This window comes from Microbacterium sp. W4I20 (genome assembly GCF_030816505.1).
In the GTDB taxonomy this organism is placed as follows: Bacteria; Actinomycetota; Actinomycetes; order Actinomycetales; family Microbacteriaceae; genus Microbacterium.
Window position 1 is genome coordinate 2,410,152 of the sequence record NZ_JAUSYB010000001.1, and the last position, 19,845, is coordinate 2,429,996.

19 protein-coding genes and 2 pseudogenes are annotated in these 19,845 nt (G+C 69.0%); 12 read left to right on the forward strand and 9 right to left on the reverse strand.

The window, feature by feature from the left end; translation table 11 throughout:
• Positions 1-29 precede the first annotated feature (29 nt).
• The 4 genes and pseudogenes from QFZ21_RS11745 (at position 30) to QFZ21_RS11760 (ending at position 2,298) form a co-directional block, all read left to right on the forward strand.
• The gene (locus QFZ21_RS11745) at positions 30-383 is read left to right on the forward strand and encodes a PadR family transcriptional regulator (protein ID WP_307378049.1); all 354 of its coding nucleotides are present in this window, start codon (positions 30-32) and stop codon (positions 381-383) included.
• A 2-nt stretch (positions 384-385) separates the two neighbouring features.
• On the forward strand, positions 386-754 hold the full coding sequence (locus QFZ21_RS11750) for a DUF1048 domain-containing protein (RefSeq protein WP_307378050.1): 369 nt from the start codon (positions 386-388) through the stop codon (positions 752-754).
• Positions 751-1,533 carry an ABC transporter ATP-binding protein gene (locus QFZ21_RS11755; RefSeq protein ID WP_307378052.1) on the forward strand — a complete coding sequence of 261 codons (783 nt, stop codon included), beginning with the start codon at positions 751-753 and terminating at the stop codon, positions 1,531-1,533. The genes QFZ21_RS11750 and QFZ21_RS11755 overlap by 4 nt, the downstream gene beginning before the upstream one ends.
• Positions 1,530-2,298: pseudogene (locus tag QFZ21_RS11760) on the forward strand (ABC transporter permease). The gene QFZ21_RS11755 and the pseudogene QFZ21_RS11760 overlap by 4 nt, the downstream one beginning before the upstream one ends.
• Positions 2,299-2,513: 215 nt before the next feature.
• Here the strand turns inward: QFZ21_RS11760 and QFZ21_RS11765 are convergent.
• The gene (locus QFZ21_RS11765; protein WP_307378054.1) at positions 2,514-3,980 is read right to left on the reverse strand and encodes a lipase maturation factor family protein; all 1,467 of its coding nucleotides are present in this window, start codon (positions 3,978-3,980) and stop codon (positions 2,514-2,516) included.
• Positions 3,981-4,139: 159 nt separating this feature from the next.
• Here QFZ21_RS11765 and QFZ21_RS11770 point away from each other — a divergent pair, with 159 nt between their 5' ends.
• On the forward strand, positions 4,140-4,583 hold the full coding sequence (locus QFZ21_RS11770; protein WP_307378056.1) for a hypothetical protein: 444 nt from the start codon (positions 4,140-4,142) through the stop codon (positions 4,581-4,583).
• A 97-nt stretch (positions 4,584-4,680) separates the two neighbouring features.
• Here the strand turns inward: QFZ21_RS11770 and QFZ21_RS11775 are convergent.
• The 4 genes and pseudogenes from QFZ21_RS11775 to QFZ21_RS11790 form a co-directional block, all read right to left on the reverse strand.
• A pseudogene (locus QFZ21_RS11775) lies at positions 4,681-5,602 on the reverse strand (glycine betaine ABC transporter substrate-binding protein).
• Entirely contained in the window at positions 5,595-6,557 is a 963-nt protein-coding gene (locus tag QFZ21_RS11780) for a proline/glycine betaine ABC transporter permease (RefSeq protein WP_307378058.1), read from the reverse strand. Before QFZ21_RS11780 ends, QFZ21_RS11775 begins: the two are co-directional and overlap by 8 nt.
• Positions 6,557-7,882: a glycine betaine/L-proline ABC transporter ATP-binding protein gene (locus QFZ21_RS11785; RefSeq protein WP_307378060.1), complete on the reverse strand. Its 1,326-nt coding sequence runs from the start codon at positions 7,880-7,882 to the stop codon at positions 6,557-6,559. The genes QFZ21_RS11780 and QFZ21_RS11785 overlap by 1 nt, the downstream gene beginning before the upstream one ends.
• Before the next feature lie 321 nt (positions 7,883-8,203).
• On the reverse strand, positions 8,204-9,415 hold the full coding sequence (locus QFZ21_RS11790) for a class I SAM-dependent methyltransferase (RefSeq protein ID WP_307378061.1): 1,212 nt from the start codon (positions 9,413-9,415) through the stop codon (positions 8,204-8,206).
• 89 nt (positions 9,416-9,504) lie between these two features.
• Between QFZ21_RS11790 and QFZ21_RS11795 the strand changes: the two genes are divergently transcribed.
• The 6 genes from QFZ21_RS11795 to QFZ21_RS11820 all read left to right on the forward strand — a co-directional run bounded on the left by QFZ21_RS11795 (position 9,505) and on the right by QFZ21_RS11820 (position 14,852).
• On the forward strand, positions 9,505-10,497 hold the full coding sequence (locus QFZ21_RS11795) for an ABC transporter ATP-binding protein (protein ID WP_307378062.1): 993 nt from the start codon (positions 9,505-9,507) through the stop codon (positions 10,495-10,497).
• The gene (locus QFZ21_RS11800) at positions 10,497-12,119 is read left to right on the forward strand and encodes an ABC transporter permease (protein WP_307378064.1); all 1,623 of its coding nucleotides are present in this window, start codon (positions 10,497-10,499) and stop codon (positions 12,117-12,119) included. Before QFZ21_RS11795 ends, QFZ21_RS11800 begins: the two co-directional genes overlap by 1 nt.
• Before the next feature lie 22 nt (positions 12,120-12,141).
• Complete coding sequence (locus QFZ21_RS11805) at positions 12,142-12,642, forward strand: GbsR/MarR family transcriptional regulator (RefSeq protein WP_307378066.1); 501 nt, start codon at positions 12,142-12,144, stop codon at positions 12,640-12,642.
• 214 nt (positions 12,643-12,856) lie between these two features.
• A complete protein-coding gene (locus QFZ21_RS11810) occupies positions 12,857-13,252 on the forward strand; it encodes a GntR family transcriptional regulator (RefSeq protein WP_307378068.1) in 396 nt (131 codons plus the stop codon).
• Positions 13,249-14,166, forward strand: coding sequence for an ABC transporter ATP-binding protein (locus tag QFZ21_RS11815; RefSeq protein ID WP_307378070.1), 918 nt, complete (start codon positions 13,249-13,251; stop codon positions 14,164-14,166). The genes QFZ21_RS11810 and QFZ21_RS11815 overlap by 4 nt, the downstream gene beginning before the upstream one ends.
• Complete coding sequence (locus QFZ21_RS11820) at positions 14,166-14,852, forward strand: hypothetical protein (RefSeq protein WP_307378072.1); 687 nt, start codon at positions 14,166-14,168, stop codon at positions 14,850-14,852. Before QFZ21_RS11815 ends, QFZ21_RS11820 begins: the two co-directional genes overlap by 1 nt.
• Positions 14,853-15,000: 148 nt before the next feature.
• Here the strand turns inward: QFZ21_RS11820 and QFZ21_RS11825 are convergent, their stop codons facing one another.
• Entirely contained in the window at positions 15,001-16,038 is a 1,038-nt protein-coding gene (locus QFZ21_RS11825) for an NAD(P)-dependent alcohol dehydrogenase (protein ID WP_307378074.1), read from the reverse strand.
• A gap of 43 nt (positions 16,039-16,081) precedes the next feature.
• Between QFZ21_RS11825 and QFZ21_RS11830 the strand changes: the two genes are divergently transcribed.
• Positions 16,082-16,669, forward strand: coding sequence for a TetR family transcriptional regulator (locus QFZ21_RS11830; protein WP_307378076.1), 588 nt, complete (start codon positions 16,082-16,084; stop codon positions 16,667-16,669).
• On the opposite strand, the gene QFZ21_RS11835 is transcribed toward QFZ21_RS11830, so the two are convergent.
• The 3 genes from QFZ21_RS11835 to QFZ21_RS11845 all read right to left on the reverse strand — a co-directional run bounded on the left by QFZ21_RS11835 (position 16,641) and on the right by QFZ21_RS11845 (position 19,824).
• Positions 16,641-17,300 (reverse strand): response regulator transcription factor, encoded by a 660-nt coding sequence (locus QFZ21_RS11835; protein WP_307378078.1) that lies wholly within the window; start codon positions 17,298-17,300, stop codon positions 16,641-16,643. The two genes, QFZ21_RS11830 and QFZ21_RS11835, sit on opposite strands and share 29 nt — an antisense overlap.
• On the reverse strand, positions 17,297-18,529 hold the full coding sequence (locus QFZ21_RS11840) for a sensor histidine kinase (RefSeq protein ID WP_307378080.1): 1,233 nt from the start codon (positions 18,527-18,529) through the stop codon (positions 17,297-17,299). Before QFZ21_RS11840 ends, QFZ21_RS11835 begins: the two co-directional genes overlap by 4 nt.
• A 68-nt stretch (positions 18,530-18,597) precedes the next feature.
• On the reverse strand, positions 18,598-19,824 hold the full coding sequence (locus QFZ21_RS11845) for a serine hydrolase (RefSeq protein ID WP_307378082.1): 1,227 nt from the start codon (positions 19,822-19,824) through the stop codon (positions 18,598-18,600).
• Positions 19,825-19,845: the final 21 nt, after the last annotated feature.

Here is a 19,845-nt window from a genome sequence, read left to right on the forward strand (position 1 = left end):
GAGTACTGACATGAAGAAAGGAGGATCCGATGGGCAAGCAGATGACCGAGATGCTCAAGGGCACTCTCGAGGGCATCGTTCTGGCCCTCCTCGCCGAGCAGCCCGCGTACGGGTACGAGATCACGACACGGGTGCGCGACCACGGGTTCACCGATATCGCCGAGGGCACGATCTACGCACTCCTCGTGCGCATCGAGCAGAAGAACCTCGTCGACGTCGAGAAGGTGCCGAGCGAGAAGGGGCCGCCCCGCAAGGTGTACACGCTGAACGCGGCGGGCACGCAGGAGCTCGAGGACTTCTGGAACACCTGGGACTTCCTCAAGTCCCGCATCGAACAGCTGAACACGAACACCAGGAACAACACCGAGATCAAGGAGAACTGACCATGGCCGCGAAGTGGATCGAAGCGATCACCGGATCCCTCGAAGAGAAGAAGCAGTACAAGCAGGCGCAGGCCCGCATCAACGCCCTGCCGGAGCCGTACCGCGAGATGGCGAAGGCACAGCAGCGCTACAACATGTACTACGGCGGCGTCACCGACGGCGACACGATCGTGAAGATGTTCCTCGACATCGCCGACCTGTGGGAGCGCGCCGCGATCGACGGCACCCCGGTCGCAGCGATCGTCGGCGACGACCCCGTCGAGTTCGCCGAGAACTACGCGGCGGCCTACGGCGGACGCCAGTGGATCGACAAGGAGCGCGCGCGCCTCATCAAGGCGTTCGACGACGCGAAGCAGAAGGAGGAATCATGACGGATGCAGCCATCTCGGTGCGCGGCATCGAGAAGTCCTACAAAGACCTGCACGTGCTGCGCGGCGTCGACTTCGAGGTGGAGCGGGGCTCGATCTTCGCCCTCCTCGGGTCGAACGGCGCCGGCAAGACCACGATCGTCCGCATCCTCTCCACCCTGTTGACGGCGGATGCCGGAACGGCGACGGTGCAGGGCGTGGATGTCGCGGCCGACCCGCTCGGTGTGCGCGAGAAGATCAGCCTCACCGGACAGTTCGCCGCGGTCGACGAGCTCCTCACCGGGCGCGAGAACCTGGTGCTGGTCGCGAAGCTGCGGCACCTGCCCGAGGCCGGCCGCGTGGCCGACGACCTGCTCGCGACCTTCCGGTTGACGGATGCCGGCGCCCGCAAGGTCGGCACCTACTCCGGCGGCATGCGGCGGCGGCTCGACATCGCGATGAGCCTGGTCGGACACCCCGAGGTCATCTACCTCGACGAGCCGACCACGGGCCTCGACCCCGAGGCGCGCATCGAGGTGTGGGACGTCATCAAGGAACTCGCGAACACCGGCACCACCGTGCTGCTCACCACGCAGTACCTAGACGAGGCGGAGCAGCTGGCCGACCGCATCGCGATCCTGCACGAAGGACGGATCATCGCGAACGGCACCCTCGCCGAACTGAAGAAGCTGCTCCCGGCCGCGAAAGTCGAGTACGTCGAGAAGCAGCCCACCCTCGAGGAGATCTTCCTCACCCTGATCGGCCCTTCGGGCTCAGGGACCGCATCCAAGGAGGCAGCATGAGCACGCACTTCGTCGCCGACACCGCGACACTGACCGGCCGCTCGATGCGGCACATCTTCCGCAGCCCCGACACCATCATCACCACGGCGGTCACCCCGATCGCCCTGATGCTGCTGTTCGTGTACGTCTTCGGCGGCGCCCTCAGATCGAGCATCGGCGCCGAGAACTACGTGAACTACCTGCTCCCCGGCATCCTGCTCATCGCCGTCGCATCCGGCATCGCCTACACCGCGTTCCGGCTGTTCAACGATCTGCAGAGCGGCATCTTCGAGCGGTTCCACTCCATGCCGATCGCCCGGTCGAGCGTGCTGTGGGCCGCACGTGCTCACCTCCCTCACCGCGAACGCGATCACCCTCGCGATCATCTTCGGCGTCGGATTCCTGATGGGCTTCCGCACCGGGGCCAGCCCGTTGGCGTGGCTCGCCGTGATCGGCATCCTGCTCCTGTTCACCCTGGCCCTCACCTGGCTGGCGATCATCGCGGGGCTCGGCGCGAAGACCCTCGACGGTGCGACCGCGTTCTCGTATCCGCTGATCTTCCTGCCGTTCATCAGCTCGGCGTTCGTGCCGACCGACACGATGCCGGGACCGGTGCGCTGGTTCGCCGAGAACCAACCGGTGACGTCGATCGTCGACACCATCCAGGCGCTGTTCGCCGGAAAGCCCGTGGGGTCTGACATCTGGGTCGCACTCGCCTGGTGCGTCGGCATCCTCATCGTCGCCTACGTGTTCGCGATCATCGCCTACCGGAAGAAGGTCCGTTGAGTCTTCCGAGCGGGACGGGACGCTCCGACCGGGGTTTCGACTCCGGCCGGGGCGTTTCGCTGCGCTCGGTGCTGTGCGCCGCGACACCCGGAGGCGCCCTGTCGGGCTGACTTCGCACTCTCGGGCGGAGGTTTGCAGCAGCTTCCTCAGCCCGACCGAGAGATCTCCTCCGCACCGGGTGCGGGAGAACGGATGCTGCGCACGGCGCGCCCGCGTCAGCCCAGCCCGAGCGGCCCGAGCACCTCGCGCCGGTCGGACCGCACCCAGCGTGCACCCGACGCCCGCTTCTCCACCCGCGTCGTGAAGCGGTAGCGGTACGACACCACGCGCACCCATCGGGGCGGTTCACCCTCGAACGGATCGACGCGCAGCAACGCGAGGGTGGCAGCGTCCGCCTCGAGCAGCCGCACCAGGAACACCGTGAACCAGTCGTCGAGCGAGCGGCCGAGCGGCAGGAACCACATCAGCCAGTCGAGCCGCAGATGGTACGGCGCGAACTGCCGCGGCATCCGGCGCACGTCGCCCGGCTTGCCTGTGAACTCGTACTCGCGCCAGTCATCGCCATCCTCCGACGCAGACCCCTCCACGACGAGCTCGATGCGCTCCTTCGTGACCGTGCCGAACGCACCGTACGCATTGGCGAGCTGCCAGCGGTTGAAGCTCGCGTTCATGAGCTGGCGCCGCGCGAACAGATTCCGCAGGGAAGGCCAGCTCAGCACGAGGTAGAGCGCGCCGACGGCGGACGTGACGATGACCCAGGAGAGAGGGATGTCCTCCTCGGCGCGTCCTGCAGTCGACGGTAGCCCGATGCCGGCGAACGCGATCACGACCGTCGCCCAGTTCAACCACGCGAAGTTCCCGGTGACGATGAGCCACACCTGCGTCGCGATCACGATGACGGATGCCGCGGCACCGACCACCTGCGGCCCTTCGACGAGCTCAGGGGCCCAGTCGTGGGGAATCCAGAGCGACAGCAGCGGAACGAAGAGGAAGAACGGCACGATCAGCTGCGCGAAGTGGTTGCCGACGACCTCGGCCCGATGGAACCACCGCGGCAGCAGATGCGCCTGCCGGCTCAACGGTCCGGGCATCGGCTGCGTCTCGTGGTGGAACGTCATCGCGGTGAGATCGCGCCACTCGCGCCCGCCGCGGATCTTGATCATCCCGGCGCCGAACTCGAGCCGGAACACCAGCCACCAGAACAGCACGATCACGACGGTGGGCGGATGCTGGTCGCGCGACCCGAGGAACGCGGCGAGGAATCCGCACTCGAGCAGCAGCATCTCCCACCCGAACGAGTAGAACGTCTGCCCGATGCTGACGACCGACATGTACCCGAGCCACAGCGCGAGGAAGCACAGCATCGGCACCCACGGCGGGCCCCACTGCGGGATGCCGACCACCAGGGTCGCGGCGACCACGATCCCCAGCCAGCACAGTATCGCGAGCCGTTGGTCGGTGTAGCCGACGCGCGAGAACAGCGTCGGATGCAGCATCCGCCGTCGCTCCGGGTTCTGCCGGATCCAGTCGAGGAGCGCCGGCGCCGGGAGCAGCCCGCGCTCGCCCAGCAGCGCACGGAACTGGTTCAGCGTCGAGACGAACGCGACGAGGTACAGCGCCGCGATGCCCCGCTGCAAGACCTCGCGGGCGAACCCGAAGTCGACCGCCGCGAACCCGTCCACGGCGACAGGCTACGCCCGGCCGCGGCATCCGTCCCAGTCTTTCCGGTCGCAGTCGGTGTCGCCTCCCGCCGCTCCGGGCTCGAAGACACCTCCTGCGATGTATGCGGGGTCAGCCTTGCGGCCGACGACTCCGGCATCACCCGCGGCGAGAGTGGAAGCATGAGAAAGAAAATTTCCCGCGGCCTCGCCGTGGCCGCCCTGCTCGTGACCTCCGGCCTGACCGTGTCCGGCTGCGCCATGGTCGACGAGCTGGTGCATCACCAGAAGTCCGCCACGTTCGAGGACCGTGCGGCTTTCGAGACCGACAGCGACCTGGATGCTCCGTGGCTCCCCTCCGACAGCTCCGAGATCCGCAGTACTCAGTCGACGCAGGCGGATGACGCGACCGTCGCGGCGCTCAGCAAGGAGGAGCTGTCCGCCGACATCTGCACCGAGGTTCCGCGGCAGTCCGCCCCCGCGTACGTCCTCGAGGACACGGTGAACGTCTACAAGGTGTCCGACGTCTTCGCGTGCGGGGCGTGGAGCGTGGCGAAGACCCCGACGGGCTGGGTCGGCTGGACCCCGAACCATCCGGATGAGAAGGCGCAGAGCCCGGCATCCTGACTCGGGAGGTAGACACAGCGATGGGCGGAGGATCCGTCACAGATCCTCCGCCCATCACAGCGAAGTCAGCCCGACGCTGCGCGCGGACCGCGTCAGCTCACTCGACGACCCAGTCGAACTGGTCGCCGTTCTCCTCGAGCCAGGCATCCACGGCTTCGGCCTCGCGACCCTCGCCGTACTCGTTCACCACCAGGTCTTCCAGCGAGCCGTACTGCTCGTCGTCGAGCTTGATCTGGTCGATCAGCTTCGCCGCATCCGGGAACTCCCGCAGCGAAGCCCTTGGTGCCGAGGAAGTGCAGCCCCTCGGCCTCGCCCATCGCGCCCTTCGGGTCTTCGAGGTCCTTCACGGGGAAGGCGTCGTTGGCCCAGAACGGACGCCACAGCGTCACCGCGATGTCCTCCTCCTTCTCGGTCGCCGACTTCAGCTCGGTGAGCATCGCCGCGGTCGAGGAGGTGACGAGCTCGTACTCGCTGTCGAGGCCGTAGGTCGGCAGCATCTTCTGCGTCTGCGCGGTCAGACCGGCGCCGGGCTCGATGCCGTAGATCTTGCCGCCGAGGTCGGCCCCGGCCAGGTCGTCGATCGTCTCGAGCTCGGAGTACTCCGGCACCGCGATCGTCAGCCGGGCGTTGTCGTAGTACGTGCCGAGGTCTTCGATCGAGTCGCCGTACGTCGCCATGTACTCGGCGTGCGTGACCTCGGGCCACGCCGACGGGAACAGGTCGACGTCACCCTGCGCGAGACCGGTGTACAGCGGCCCCGCCTCGGTGAGCGTCTTGAGCTCGACGTCGTACCCGATCTTCTCGAGCTGATCCTGCAGCAGGTAGGCGGTGCTGAGACCGTCGGTCCACGAGGGCAGGAAGCCGAGCGTGATGGTGCCCTTCTCGCCTCCGCCGCCGGTGCTTCCGCCGCCGCCGCCGAGTTCGATGGTGCCGCCCGCGCCGTCGCTCGCGCAGCCCGAGAGGGCGAGGACTCCCGCAGCACCGATGGCCGCGATGGTGATGATCCTGTGCTTACGCATTCTGGAGCTCCTTCTCTTCGGCGGGCGTCTCGGGTGTCTCTGCGACCTGTGCGGATGCTGTCGCTCGAGCATCCGCCTGACGCTGCGCGCCCCGACGACGCATCACGCCCAGCAGGGATGCCGGGTTCTGCCCCAGGGTTCCGAGCGCCGCGGTGACGCGGTCGAGGAAGACGGCGATCAGGACGACGCCGAGACCGGCCTCCACACCCTTCGCGATGTTCACGGTCGAGATGGCCTCGACGACCATCTTCCCGAGGCCGTCGGCTCCCGCCATCCCGGCGATGACCGCCATGGAGAGCGCGAGCATGATGACCTGGTTGATACCGGCGAGGATCGTCGGCATCGCGAGCGGAAGCTGGATGCCGCGCAGGATCTGCCCCGGCTTCGCACCGAAGGCCTGACCCGCCTCGACGGTCTCGGAGTCGACTCCGCGGATGCCGAGCTCAGTCAGTCGCACGCCCGGAGGCAGCGCGAAGATGACCGTCGCGACCAGTCCGGGGACGACGCCAATGCTGAAGAACACGATCGCGGGGATCAGGTACACGAACGCGGGCATTGTCTGCATGAAGTCGAGCACCGGCTTGAGCACGGCGCGCACGGTCGCGTTGCGCGCCGACCAGATGCCGAGCGGCACGGCGATCAGCACCGCGACGAGAGCGGCGACGAGCACGAGGGCGAGCGTCTGCATCGCGGGAACCCAGAGGCCCATCGCGACGATCAGCGTGAACGAGATGATCGTGCCGATGGCCAGCTGCCACGAGCGCACCAGCCACGCGATGAGCGCGGCGAGCGCGATCACGACGAAGAAGTAGGGGAGCAGGAGCAGCGAGGTGAGTCCGTCGACGAGGAACGTCACCACGAACGAGACCACGTCGAGCAGGCCGTCGAGGTTGGCCTTGACCCAGCTGACGCCGCCTTCGACCCAGCTGCCGAGGGGAATGCGGAAACCATCCATCAGCGCACGTCCTCATTCATTTCGGTTCCTGAGCCCGACGTCGGATCGGCCGGCGGCACGTCAGCCGTCCACCCGTCATCGAGCACGGCGTCGATCTCGGCCTGCGGCATGGGCATCAGCGGAAGGGTGATCTCCTCGGTGGCACCGGGGCCGGGGCCGAGGGCTGCCAGCAGGGTCACACGCGGAATCACACCCGTGAGCCGCCCCTCGGCATCCACCACCGCCAGCGGCACGGGGGACTCGACGGCGGGGACGAACAGGTTCATCAGCACCTCGTCCTCGCGGACGCTCTGCAGCACCGGCTTCATGATCGAGTCGAGGGTCGTGACGCCCTGACGCACGAGCTTGACGGCATCGCGGTCGGTGACCACGCCGACGAGCTGCCGGTCGCGGCCGACGACGTACGTCGCCGACATGTAGGAGTCGCGCATCTGGCGGAGAGCGGTACGGGGTCCGGCGGTGTGGGGCACGACCGGGCGCGGACGCTCCATGACGTTCGCGGCGGTGAGCACGCGAGCACGGTCGACGTCCTGCACGAACTGCTCGACGTAATCGTTCGCGGGGTCGGTGAGGATGTCCTCGGGTGTGCCGATCTGCACGATCCGGCCGTCGCGCATCACAGCGATCCGATCCCCGAGGAACATCGCCTCGTTGAGATCGTGCGTGATGAAGACGATGGTCTTCTGCAGCTTCGCCTGCAGTTCGAGCAGCTGCTCCTGCATCTCGCGGCGGATCAGAGGGTCGAGCGCGCTGAACGCCTCGTCCATGAGCAGGATGTCGCTGTCGGCGGCGAGCGCACGGGCGATGCCGACGCGCTGCTGCATGCCGCCGGAGAGTTCGGACGGCATCTTCTCGCCGAGCCCGTCGAGGCCGACGAGCGTGAGGATCTCCTCCGCCTTGGCCAGGCGCGTGGACCTGTCGACGCCCTTCAGCTCGAGCGGATACGCCACGTTCGCGGCCACCGTCCGGTGCGGCAGCAGGGCGAAGTGCTGGAACACCATCGAGATGCGATCCCGGCGGATCTCGCGCAGCCGCCCGCTCGGGATGCCGGTGATCGGATCGTCGTTCACCGTCACGGTGCCGGAGGTGGCGTCGTGCAGGCCGTTCAGCATCCGGATGATGGTGGACTTGCCCGATCCGGACAGTCCCATGATGACGAAGATCTCACCGCGGTTGACGGTGAAACTGGCGTCGATGACGGCGGCGGTGCCCGCGTCGGTGACGGCGGTGCGGGACTCACCGGCCTTCAGCCGACGGACTGCCTGGCTCGGATTCTTCCCGAACACCTTGTACAGATTGCGCGCTTCAAGTGCGATTTCGGACACGTTTCCCCTGCGGCTCGCCTTCGGGTGGCTGAGCCTGCTTCGGTTACGCCCGGGTGATCCTCACGAGGCCGTTCGACATGACTGCTGTGGCGGCGCGGGCAGCGGATTTCGGATCCACCGCAGAGAGCATCGACCGTACGTCCACGCCTCTTCGCAGCACAGCACATCGAAAGAAGGACGTGGTCGCGGACTGGTCTTTCGGGCCATCAGGCCCACAGACCAACGTAACGAAATGGCTGATCAGGGGCAAATCCGTGCGGTCGGAATCGCCCGGGTTTCACCGGCTGACCGGGGAATTGGTCATATGTTCAGCGGGTCGTCTCAGCGACGGATGCTGCGCGTCACGGTGAACTTCGAGGTGCGGTGCAGCTGCTCAGTGGCGCCGACGATGCGGGTGAGTTCGGCACGGTATCCGAGCGAGGAGTTGAAGACCGTGAAGAGATCGCCACCGGGGCGCAGCAGGCGTGCCGCGGCTTCGAACAGACGCGTCGCGGCGCCGGTGTGCACACTGGTCCCGAGGTGGAACGGCGGGTTGAGGAGCACGACGTCGGCGCTCGCATCCGGCAGGTCGGATCCCGCGTCGTCGTGCGTGACGACGATGCGGTCGGCCAGCCCGTTCGCCGCCGCGGTGGCCCGGGTCGAGGCGACTGCTGCGGCCGAGCGGTCGGTGGCGATGACGCGGGCCTCCGGGTGGGCGAGAGCGTAGGCCGCGGCGAGCGCGCCGGTGCCGCAGCCGAGGTCGATCACGTCGAGTGCAGGCCCGCCGCCGTGCACAACTCCTCGAGGACGGTCGCTCTCGCGCGGGCCGGCCCCGGAATCACGGCCTTCACCGGCGTCGCGCCCGGAATTCTGGAGGAGTTGTGCACCGCCGAGCCCGAGCACCTCCAGCAGCACGCGCGTGCCGATGTCGAGCCGCGGGCCGGCGAACGCCCCACCGTGGGCCACGAGGGTCAGGCCGTCGTGCTGCGCAGTCACCGGGAACGGCCGCTGGAGCCCCGCCGGAAGGGGCTCCGCCGCGACCACGAGCCGCGACTTCCGCTCAGCCCGCTGGGCCTGTACCTGCGCGAAGCTGCGGCCGAGCACCTCGTTCTGTCCGAGCGTCATGTGCTTGACCCTCCCGCCAGCGACGAGCACGACGTCGGGCGCGGCCCAGCGGACGACCGCGTCGGCGATCTCCTCGAGCTCGGCGAGAGACTTCGGCAGCTGCAGCAACACGACCCTCGCACCCTCGAGCAGGGCGGCATCGAGTTCCTGCGAAGAGAAACCCCCGAGCCCGAGCTCCTCGGCGTTCCTCACCAGCGCCCGTCGCCCGGTCGCGAGGTCCTGATGCACACGGATGCCGCGGCGTCCGGCATCCGTCAACGCCAGGGTGACCGCGCCGTACTCGTCGCCGATCACCGCGATCTCGTCGCCCGGCACGTCGAGAGCGAGCGCCCATTCGACCAGCAGCAGATCGGTGGCGTCGTGGGCCTGGAGGTTCTCCGCCTCGACGTCGGGCCACCGGCGCAGGCGGCTGTAGGGGAACTCCGGCACCCGCCCACTGTACGCGCCGGCCGTGAGGATTCCGCATGCGTTTCTTCGCAGTATTCACAAATCTGTGAAATAGGCGTAGCGTCCCGACCATGACCACAGTCATCGCCACCCAGGGCCTCACCAAGCACTACGGCCACGTGCACGCGCTCGACGGGCTCGACCTCACCGTCGAGCAGGGTCAGGTGCACGGATTCCTCGGGCCGAACGGGGCGGGCAAGTCGACCACGATCCGCATCCTGCTCGGGCTCGCCCGACGCACCGGAGGCGAGGCATCCGTGTTCGGCGAAGACCCGTGGAGCAAAGCGGTCGATCTGCACCGCCGCATCGCCTACGTGCCCGGCGACGTGAGCGTCTGGCCCACCCTCTCCGGCGGGGAGGCCGTCGACCTGCTCGCGCGGCTACGCGGTGCGCAGACGAAGGATGCCGCCTACCAGCACGAGAAGACCCGGCTCATGGAGGCGTTCCAGTTCGACCCGCGCAAGAAGGGCCGCGCCTACTCCAAGGGCAACCGGCAGAAGGTCGCTCTGATCGCGGCGTTCGCGGTGCCGGCCGACCTGTACATCCTCGACGAGCCGACCAGCGGGCTCGATCCGCTGATGGCGGTGATCTTCCAGCGGGAGGTCGCGCGCGCCCACGCGAACGGCGCGACCGTGCTGCTGTCGAGCCACATCATGAGCGAGGTCGAGCAGCTGTGCGACCGGGTGTCGATCATCCGCGCCGGCCGCATCGTCGAGAGCGGCACCCTGAACGACCTGCGCCACCTCACCCGCAGCGACGTGTCGTTCACGGCATCCGACATCACGCTCGCCGACGTCGCCGCCATCCCCGAGGTGCACGACCCGGCGGTGCAGGGCGACCGCATCCGCCTCGCCGTCGACAGCGATCGCACCGCCGTCGTGCTCCCGGCGCTCGCGGCGCTCGGCATCACCGACCTCCGCGTCGCACCCCCGTCGCTCGAGGAACTGTTCCTGCGCCACTACGGCGACGACCTCGCCAGCCTCGAGGCCGCCGAAGATCGAGTCGCACCCACCGCCGCACCCCGCACGCGTCGTGAGCGCCGCGAGTCGAAGGACCGGGCGTGATGACCGCCTTCGCCGTGCTGCTGCGGCAGCGCATCCGCCGCGACTGGCTCCAGCTGACCCTGTGGATCGGGGGCACGGCGGCGCTCGCCCTCGCCGGGTATGCCGGGGTCTCCCGGTCGTTCTCGACGCTTGAGGATCGGCAGAGCATCCTCGCCGCGGCGCTCGCCAATCCGGTGATCCTGCTGTTCCGCGGACTCCCCTCCGGCACGTCGGAGGGCGCGTTCATGGCGTTCCAGCTGCTGCCCTGGCTCGCGCTGCTGGCCGCCCTCATGAGCGCGTTCCTCGCGGTGCGGCACACCAGGGGCGACGAGGAGGCCGGCCGGTCGGAACTCATCTGGGCGACCCCCGCCGGACGCCGCGCGCCGACCATCGCCACGATCGCGCACGGTGTGCTCGCCAACGTCGTGCTCGCCGCACTCACGACTCTGGCGCTGCTCGGCGTCGGGCTCCCGGCGACCGGATCTGTCCTGACCGGCGCCGCGGCCGGCGCCTGCGGCATCGTGTTCCTCGGTGTCGGGCTGCTTGCGGCACAGCTGATGCGCACCGCCCGGGGAGCGAACTCGCTGACCGTCTGGGTGCTGATGGCGGCATTCCTGGTCCGCGGTCTCGGCAACGCGGCCGGCACCCCGAGCGATGATCTCTCCGAGATGAGGAGCGCCTGGTTCGCCTGGCTGTCGCCGTTCGCCTGGGCCGAGCAGACCCGCCCCTACGACGCCGACATCGTCGGGCCCGTGCTGCCGCTGCTGGGACTCGGCCTCGTGCTCGCCGCCACCGCGGTCGCCCTGCAGGCCCTGCGCGACATCGACGCGAGCTTCGTGCCCGAGCGCCGCGGCCGGGTGTCGGCGCGACCGGCACTCGCCTCGCCGCACGCACTGCTGTGGCGGCTCACCGCGGGCGCGATCGCAGGATGGGCGGTCGGCGGCGCCGTCTCCGGCATGCTCGCCACGACGTTGAGCGGCGTGATCGACCAGATCTCGGGCGACAACCCGGCGGTGACCGAGGTGCTGAAACAGATCGGCGGCGCGACCGGCGGGCTCGGCGAGACCGTGGTCACCGTGTTCTTCACCCTGGTCGGCATCCTCGCGGCCTGCTGCGCGGTGCAGACCGTGGTCCGCGCCCGGCAGGAGGAAGCGCGCGGCACCGCCGAGGTCGTGCTCGCCACCCCGGTCGGACGCGTGCGCTGGCTCGCCGACCACGTGATCGTGGGGACGTCGGCGGTGGTGATCGTGGTCGCGGCCGCCGTGCTGGCCGGCTGGATCGGAGCCTGGTCGACGGATGCCGACGACTCGCTCTACCGGATCGTCGCGGTCGCCGGCCTCGGGCAGATCGCCGCCGCCTCGGTGTTCACGGTGCTGACCGCGCTGGTGTTCGTGCTCGTACCTCGAGCCACGATCGGCCTCGCCTGGACCCTGGTGCTGGTCGCGACGATGCTCGGCATGTTCGGCCCGCTGCTGGGGCTTCCGGAGTGGAGCGCGAACATCTCGCCGTTCGCGGTGACGCCCGTGGTCGACGGCGAACGAGTGGATGCGCGGGGGCTGTGGTGGTTGCTGTTCTCGGTCGCCGCCGGGGCCGCGGCGTCGCTGGGCCTGATGCGCCGTCGCGAGCTCGCGACCGGTGGCTGAGACCGCGGATAGGGTAGCCCCGATGGCTGACGACGACACGGCGGATGCCGCGGCATCCGCTTCCGACCTGCACCGCGCGACCGGGCCGGCCGAACAGGCTGCGGCCATGCTGACCTCCGCGGGGATGCCGCGCATGCCCGCCCGCGTGATGATGGCCCTGGTCGCCGCGCCGGACGGCGGGTACACGGCGGCGCAGATCGCCGACCGGCTGGGCATCTCTGCCGCCGCGGTGTCGGGCGCGGTGCGCTACCTGCAGCAGCTCCACTTCATCGTGCGGCGGTCACGACCGGGCGATCGCCGTGACCGCTACGAGTTCGTGCACGACACCTTCTCGGGCTCGATGGTCGCGAACACCCCGGTCTACACCCGCCTCTCGGAGTTCATCGACGAGATCGCCGCCGAGCACGACGACGACCCCGGCGCCCAGGAGCGCGCGGCCGAACTCGCCGACTTCTTCCGGTTCCTCTCCGAGCGGATGCTGCAGATCGTCGAGGACTGGCGCGCACAGCGCCGCCCGGACTGACTCCCCCCAGCATCCGCCCCCGCCCAGCATCCGCTCACCTCGGATACACCCGTCGGACGACACGCCAGATGTCGGACCGGTCCGCGGCATCCGTCCGACATCTGGCGTGTCGGCCCCCTGTTCGGGCGAGCACGCGAGCGGAGGGGTTGACACCCCATAGGTTCCATGGTTAGTTACTCATGTAAGTAACCCACCAACCACCTCGGAAGGACCCGTGATCGAAGAAGGCAAGCCGCTCTTCCTCCAGATCGCCGAACAGATCGAGGACTCGATCATCGACGGTTCGCTCGCCGAGGAAGCCCAGGCACCGTCCACGAACGAGCTCGCCGCGTTCTACCGGATCAACCCCGCCACCGCAGCCAAGGGAGTCGCCATGCTCACCGACAAGGGAGTGCTCTACAAGCGCCGAGGAATCGGCATGTTCGTCGCCGAGGGGGCGCGCGAGATGCTCCTCGGCGAGCGCCGCTCGGCCTTCGCCGACCGCTACATCGACCCGCTCCTCGCCGAGGCGCGCACGCTGGGGCTCGGCCCCGACGACCTGGCCGACCTGCTCCGGCAGCGCGCCGCACACGCTCCGTCCACCACCGCAGAAGGGAAGTCCCCCGCATGACCGCCGTCATCGAGGTGCAGAACCTCACCAAGCGCTACAAGGAGAAGCGGGCGCTCGACAACGTCTCGCTCTCGATCGAAGGAAACGCCATCCACGGCCTCCTGGGCCGCAACGGCGCCGGCAAGACCACGCTCATGTCGATCCTCACGGCGCAGAACTTCGAGACGTCCGGGACCGTCAAGGTCTTCGGCGAGCACCCGTACGAGAACGCCGGCGTGCTCGGACGGATCTGCTTCGTCCGAGAGAGCCAGAAGTACCCGGACGACGCGTACCCGAAGCACGCGTTCAAGGCCGCGCGCCTGTTCTTTCCGAACTGGGATCAGGAGCTCGCCGACGAGCTCATCGACGAGTTCCAACTGCCGATGAAGCAGACGATCAAGAAGCTCTCCCGTGGGCAGCTCTCGGCCGTCGGCGTGATCATCGGCCTCGCGTCTCGCGCAGACATCACCTTCTTCGACGAGCCCTACCTCGGGCTCGACGCGGTCGCCCGGCAGATCTTCTATGACCGTCTCATCGAGGACTACGCCGAGCATCCGCGCACGATCATCCTGTCGTCCCACCTGATCGACGAGGTCTCCAACCTCATCGAGAAGGTCATCGTGATCGACAACGGCCAGATCCTGCTGCAGGACGACACGGATGCCGTGCGCGACCGCGCCGTCACCCTCGTGGGCGACGCGGCCAAGGTCGAAGCCTGGGTCGCCGGCCGCGAGGTCCTGCACCGGGAAGCGCTGGGCCGCGTGGCATCCGTCACCGTGCTCGGACGACTGTCCGCCACCGAGAAGGCCGAGGTCACGGCATCCGGTCTCGATCTCGCCCCGGTCTCCCTCCAGCAGCTCGTCGTCCGCCTGACCCAGAAGGCGGGCGTCCACTCCGACACGCGAGACGCGATCACGAAAGAGGAGGTGCGCTGATGCGTCGCACAGTCAACGTCATCCGCCTGCAGCTGATCAACAAGGGCACCTTCGTCTGGTATCCGCTGATCATCCTCGCCGCCGCGGTCGTGATCTCGGTGCTCATCTACGCGATGATCCCGGTCGACACCCCGAAGTACGGCGGCGGCGGCCAGGCTCCGCTCTGGTACTTCTTCGCCATCGGCATGTCGGCGATGACCCTGACGTTCCCGTTCTCGCAGGCGATGAGCATCACGCGCCGGGAGTTCTTCGTCGGCACCCTGCTCACCGCGATCATCGGCAGCGCCCTCATGGGCGTGCTGTTCCTGATCGGCGGTGGCATCGAGATGGCGACGAACGGATACGGAGTGAACGGCTACGTCTTCTACCTGCCGTGGCTGTGGGATGCCGGCCCGTTCGGCGCCTTCGTGGTCTACTTCGCGCTCGCACTGTTCTTCTTCGTCGTCGGGTTCACCGGCGCGACGATCTACAAGAGCTGGGGCCAGCTGGTGCTCATCATCGTCAGCGTCGGGCTCACTTTGGTGCTGATCGGACTGCTGTTCCTGGTGGTGCGCCTCGACCTCTGGATGCAGATCGGAGCGACGGTCAACGACCTCGGTGCGCTCGGGCTCGCCCTCTATCTGCTCCTCATCACCGCGGTGCTCACGGGGGTGTCGTTCCTCGCCTTCCGGCGGACGATCCCGTGATCCGCCGCTGAGCCCGAACGTCATACGACGACGAGAACTTCGCAGGGATTCATCCGGATCCCTGCGAAGTTCTTGTCATTGTGCGACGTTCTGTCGAACGGGCGGATGCGGAAGAGCGGATGCGGATGCGGATGCGGATGCCGCGGGGTCAGGCGTCGAGCTCGCGCATGTCCAGCACGAAGCGGTAGCGCACGTCGTTGCGGGCGAGCCGATCGAATGCGACGTCGACCTGTGCAGCCGGGAGCACTTCGACGTCTGCCGTGATGCCGTGTTCGCCGCAGAAGTCCAGGAGGTCCTGCGTGTAGTGGTGTCCGCCGCTCCCACCCGAGGCGAGTCGGCGGCGACCGATCAGGAGGTCGAGGGTCTGGACGGTCACCGGTCCGAGGTAGCCGAGGGAGAACAGCGTCCCGTCGAGATCGAGTGCCCGGAGGTAGGGAGCGAGGTCATGTTCCACGGCGACGGTGTCGATGATCACGTCGAGGCTGTTCCGCGCCTCGTTCATGACCGTGTCGTCGCGCGAGACCACGACCCTTGTGGCGCCGAGTGCACCCGCGTCCGCCGTCTTCTCCGGCGAGGTCGTGAACACCGTGACGTCCGCACCGAGCGCGCGACCGAGGCGCACAGCCAGGTGACCGAGGCCGCCGAGTCCGACGACGCCGAGACGCGTTCCCGGCCCGACTCCCGCCGAGCGGAGCGGCTCCCAGACCGTCACGCCCGCGCACATCAGCGGTGCCACTGCCGCAGGGTCGAGCGATTCGGGGCGATGGTAGGCGAAGCGCTCGCTCACGACGTAGTGCGACGAGAACGCACCGAGTGTGGGCGTGCCGTCGACCCGGTCGGTGCCGCCGTAGGTGAGCGTGGGGAACTTCTCGCAGAAGTTCTCCTGCCCCGCTCGACACATGCGGCATGCGCCGCAGGAGTCGACGATGTTCCCCACCGCGACGGCGTCCCCCACGGCGAATCGGGTCACCGCCGGTCCGACCGCGACGACCTCTCCGACGAACTCGTGTCCGGGCACCAGGGGGAAGCCGTCGGCGTCACCGTGCCACGCGTGCAGGTCGGAGTGGCAGACGCCGCAGAAGGTGACACGCACGTCGAGATCGTCGGCGCGCAGTTCGCGGCGGGGGATGGCGGTGCGGATGAACGGCGCACCGGGCGTGGCGGCTTGGAGAGCAGAAACAGTCATCCCGCCATGCTACGTACTAGTTGGTAACCTGTAAAGTGGAAGCATGCAATCCGCCGAGACCACCCGCCGCCGCATCCTCGATGCCGCGACGGAGGAGTTCGCCGCCCGAGGCATCGCCGGGGCCCGCGTCGATCGCATCGCCGACGCATCAGGGGCGAGCAAGCCCATGCTCTACCGGTACTTCGGCTCGAAGGAGCAGCTGTTCGAGGTCGTGTTCACCTCGCACGTCATCGCGAACAGCGACCGCGTGCCGTTCGACGCGAGCGACCTCCCCGACTATGCGGCGCGCCTGTACGACGACTACCTCGCCGACCCCGCGCTGCTCCGCCTGATCTCCTGGAAGCGCCTCGAACGCCTCTCGGTCGGATACCTCTACCCCGGACTCGAAGAGAACGATGTCGCGCATCTGCGCGACATCGGCGAAGAGCAGCAGCGCGGCACCATCCGGCAGGACATGGATCCCGCGGACGTCTGGTCTCTGCTGATCTCGATGGCGTCGACGTGGGCCGAGACCTCGATCACCGACGTCGCGCGCCCCGAGGACGCCGCCGCGCTGCATGCGCGCCGCCGCGAAGCGCTCGCCGCAGCGACGCGGGCCGCGTTCAGCCCGCCTGCACGACCCCGGCCCTGATCCCCCAGAGCACCGCCTGCAGCCGGTCGCGGGCTCCCGTCTTCTGCAGGATGCCGGCGAGGTGGTACTTGACGGTCGTGAGCTCCACGAAGAGGCGGTCGGCGATCTCGGCGTTCGACAGTCCCTCGGCGAGCAGGCGCAGCACGTCGAGCTCCCTCTCGGTGAGCGGGAGCCCCACCGCGGCCGTCGGCGTCGTGCTCGCACGGCGGCGCTCGCCGAACTCGTGCAGGATGCGCCGGGTCAGCCGCTGGTCGAGGGTCCCCTCCCCGGCGGCGACGGAGCGCACCGCGGCGAGCAGGGTGTTCTCGTCTGCGCCCTTGAGGAGGAACCCGGCGGCCCCGGCCTCGAGCGCGGCGAAGACGTCGGCGTCGACATCGAAGGTGGTGAGGATCAGCACGTCGCTCGTCAGCGCCGGATCCCCGACGATCTCGCGGGTGGCCGCGATGCCGTCCGTGCCCGGCATCCGGATGTCCATGCAGACGACGTCCGGGCGGAGGCTGCGGGCAAGTCGAACGGCGTCGGCGCCGTCGACCGCTTCGCCGACCACGTCGATGTCGGGCTCCGCGCCGAGGATGACGGCGAGGCCGGCGCGGACGACGGCCTGGTCGTCGGCGATGAGGACGCGGATCATGCGGGGTTCCGTCCGTCGAGGGGGATGCGGAGGCGATTGGTCCATCCGCCGCTCTCGTTCGGCCCGGCCGAGAGCTGCGCGCCGACGAGCTCGGCCCGCTCGGCCATGCCGGAGAGTCCGTAGCCGACGCCCGGCTTCTCCGTCGCCCGCGCTCCCCGCTCGCCGGGGGACTCGTTGGAGACCGCGATCTCCACGGCATCCGCATCGAACCGCACGGTGACGGCGCAGGCCGCACCGGGAGCGTGCCGTGCGGCGTTGGCGAGCGACTCCTGCACCATCCGATACGCGGTGGTCTCGGCGAGCGCACCCAGGGCATGCGCATCGCCGAAGGTCGTGAGCACGGCGCGCTGACCCCGTTCCCGCGCCACGTCGACGAGCGCTCCGATACCCGCGATGGTGGGCACGGGGCTCGGGCCGCCCGAGGGCGCGTCGTCGTCGCTGCGCAGCAGCCCGACCGTCCGTCGGAGGTCCGCGAGTGCGATGCGGGCGTCGTCCTGCACGGTCTGCATCATCTCCCGCGCCCGATCGAGGTCGCTGCGGGTGAGTGCGGTGGCCGCCTGGGCGCTCACGATGATGCCGGAGAGATGGTGCCCGGCGATGTCGTGCAGCTCCCGCGCGAGGGCTTCGCGCTCGGCGCGCACCTCGCGGTCGGCCTGCTCGCGTCGCTCGTGCTCGGTCATCCGCGCCTGTTCCTGCAGCGCATCGGCCAGGCGCTCGCGCCCGGCGAAGTACTCGGCGACGGCCGCGGGGGCGGCGTACTGCAGCGCGATGCGCGCGACCACGGTGAGGATCACGACGAGAACGGATTCGCGGGATCCGAGCAGCAGGGCGCTGCCGCCGACGACCGTGGTCACGAGCGCGCCGAGGCACAGCGCCGTCACCGCCGGCTTTCGCGCGCTGCGTCGAGCCAGCCCGTAGGCGGCGAGCATGACGCCCAGCGAGCCGACGCCCAGCTCCCCCGCCGAGGTCGCCAGGATCACGGCGTCGAGGAGCACCGCGCCGGCGAAGACGATGATCGGCGCACGCACGCGGAAGACGAGGAGCAGGGCCTGCAGAGCGACCAGTCCGGCGTGAACGAACGGCGAGACATCCCCGGGCACCGCGGCGGGCAGTTCTTCGATCCAGAGATCGGCGCCGAGGTAGCCCACCGCGGCGGCGAGCACGAGCACCGGCGGGATCGCCCGGCGCGCACGCCCGGCACGCGAGGAAGAGCGCTCCGCAGGGGTCATGGCCTCAGTCAACCACGCCGGGTCCCGCCTCCGAAGGGAGGTGGGACCCGGCGTGGGCGAGGGTGTGATCACCGGTCGCACAGCGTCTCGTCGAGGGCTTCGACCACGATCCGGTACTGCTCGAGCAGCACCTCGTCGTCGTCCTTCGAGACCACGGCCCAGGGCAGCGACGTCACGGCGACGGTCACCGCTGTGCCGTCCGGGCCGACGGCGTTGCGGGTCTGGGTGCCGGGGATGTCACCGCCGTGACCCCAGGCGACGCCGCCGCAGCTGAGCGGATACCGCTGCAGGCCGAGACCGTACGCACCCTCGGGCCACAGTTCATCGCCCGCCGGAACGGTGGTCTGCATCGTGCCGAGCGAGGCGTCGCTCAGCAGCTCGCCGTTCAGCAGGGCGGCCATGAACGTGTTGAGCTCGCTGGGGGTGGAGACCATGGCGCCGGCCGACCAGGCGAAGGAGGTGTCCATCGCGGAGATGTCGCGGAGCTCTCCCGGGACGTCGGCGTGGTAGCCGATCGGATGCTCGCCGCGCAGCTCCCGCTCGCCCGGCGCGGGGAAGTAGGTGTGCTCGAGACCCAGCGGGCGCACGATGCGCTCGTCGATCTGCTCGGCGATCGCGCGGTCGGTGACCGCCTCGATCAGCAGTCCGAGCACGAGGTAGTTCGTGTTGCTGTACTCCCACTTCTCGCCCGGCGCGAACCCCGCCGGACGGCTGAGGGCGATGTCGAGCATGTCGCGCGGGGAGATGTACTTCTCCTGCGCGCCGAACGCGTCGGCCGCGATCTGATCGGCGTACTCCGGCAGGCCGGTGGTCTGCTGCAGCAACTGGTGCACGGTGATGGCGGTCCCGTCGATCCCGTCCCCCCGGATCAGGCCGGGGAGGTACGTGTCGATCGGCGCCTCCAGGTCGACGAGGCCCTCATCGACCAGCTGCAGCACGACCGTCGAGACGAACATCTTGGTGTTGCTGGCGATCCGCACCTCCCCGTCGATGGGCGGGGCCTCGCCGGTCTCGATGTTCCCCTCCCCGGCGACGACGTTCTCGACGTCGCCGTCCGGTGAGGTCACGGCTGCGAGCACGGCGGGGTAGCCGGCATCCACCAGCGACTGCATCCTGGTCTCGAGAGCGGTGGAGGATGCCGTCTCGGCGGAGGCGGCCGGGCGATCGGCGGCGCGGAAGAGCGCCCCGGCCGTGAGGGCTCCGCCGACGAGCACGGCGGCAGCAGCGATCGCGATGACCGCGCGTGCCCTGCGGCGGCGGGTGGGCGGGGTCGGGGGTGTGGTGATGTCGTTCATGATGTGTCCTTTCCTGTCTTT

Excerpts from the sequence above, each read along its gene's own strand:
- QFZ21_RS11745 (WP_307378049.1), top strand. The coding sequence starts at position 30 with ATGGGCAAGCAGATGACCGAGATGCTCAAGGGCACTCTCGAGGGCATC.
- QFZ21_RS11750 (WP_307378050.1), top strand. The coding sequence starts at position 386 with ATGGCCGCGAAGTGGATCGAAGCGATCACCGGATCCCTCGAAGAGAAG.
- QFZ21_RS11755 (WP_307378052.1), top strand. The coding sequence starts at position 751 with ATGACGGATGCAGCCATCTCGGTGCGCGGCATCGAGAAGTCCTACAAA.
- QFZ21_RS11770 (WP_307378056.1), top strand. The coding sequence starts at position 4,140 with ATGAGAAAGAAAATTTCCCGCGGCCTCGCCGTGGCCGCCCTGCTCGTG.
- QFZ21_RS11780 (WP_307378058.1), bottom strand. The coding sequence starts at position 6,557 with ATGGATGGTTTCCGCATTCCCCTCGGCAGCTGGGTCGAAGGCGGCGTC.
- QFZ21_RS11795 (WP_307378062.1), top strand. The coding sequence starts at position 9,505 with ATGACCACAGTCATCGCCACCCAGGGCCTCACCAAGCACTACGGCCAC.
- QFZ21_RS11800 (WP_307378064.1), top strand. The coding sequence starts at position 10,497 with ATGACCGCCTTCGCCGTGCTGCTGCGGCAGCGCATCCGCCGCGACTGG.
- QFZ21_RS11805 (WP_307378066.1), top strand. The coding sequence starts at position 12,142 with ATGGCTGACGACGACACGGCGGATGCCGCGGCATCCGCTTCCGACCTG.
- QFZ21_RS11815 (WP_307378070.1), top strand. The coding sequence starts at position 13,249 with ATGACCGCCGTCATCGAGGTGCAGAACCTCACCAAGCGCTACAAGGAG.
- QFZ21_RS11820 (WP_307378072.1), top strand. The coding sequence starts at position 14,166 with ATGCGTCGCACAGTCAACGTCATCCGCCTGCAGCTGATCAACAAGGGC.
- QFZ21_RS11825 (WP_307378074.1), bottom strand. The coding sequence starts at position 16,038 with ATGACTGTTTCTGCTCTCCAAGCCGCCACGCCCGGTGCGCCGTTCATC.
- QFZ21_RS11830 (WP_307378076.1), top strand. The coding sequence starts at position 16,082 with ATGCAATCCGCCGAGACCACCCGCCGCCGCATCCTCGATGCCGCGACG.
- QFZ21_RS11835 (WP_307378078.1), bottom strand. The coding sequence starts at position 17,300 with ATGATCCGCGTCCTCATCGCCGACGACCAGGCCGTCGTCCGCGCCGGC.
- QFZ21_RS11840 (WP_307378080.1), bottom strand. The coding sequence starts at position 18,529 with ATGACCCCTGCGGAGCGCTCTTCCTCGCGTGCCGGGCGTGCGCGCCGG.
- QFZ21_RS11845 (WP_307378082.1), bottom strand. The coding sequence starts at position 19,824 with ATGAACGACATCACCACACCCCCGACCCCGCCCACCCGCCGCCGCAGG.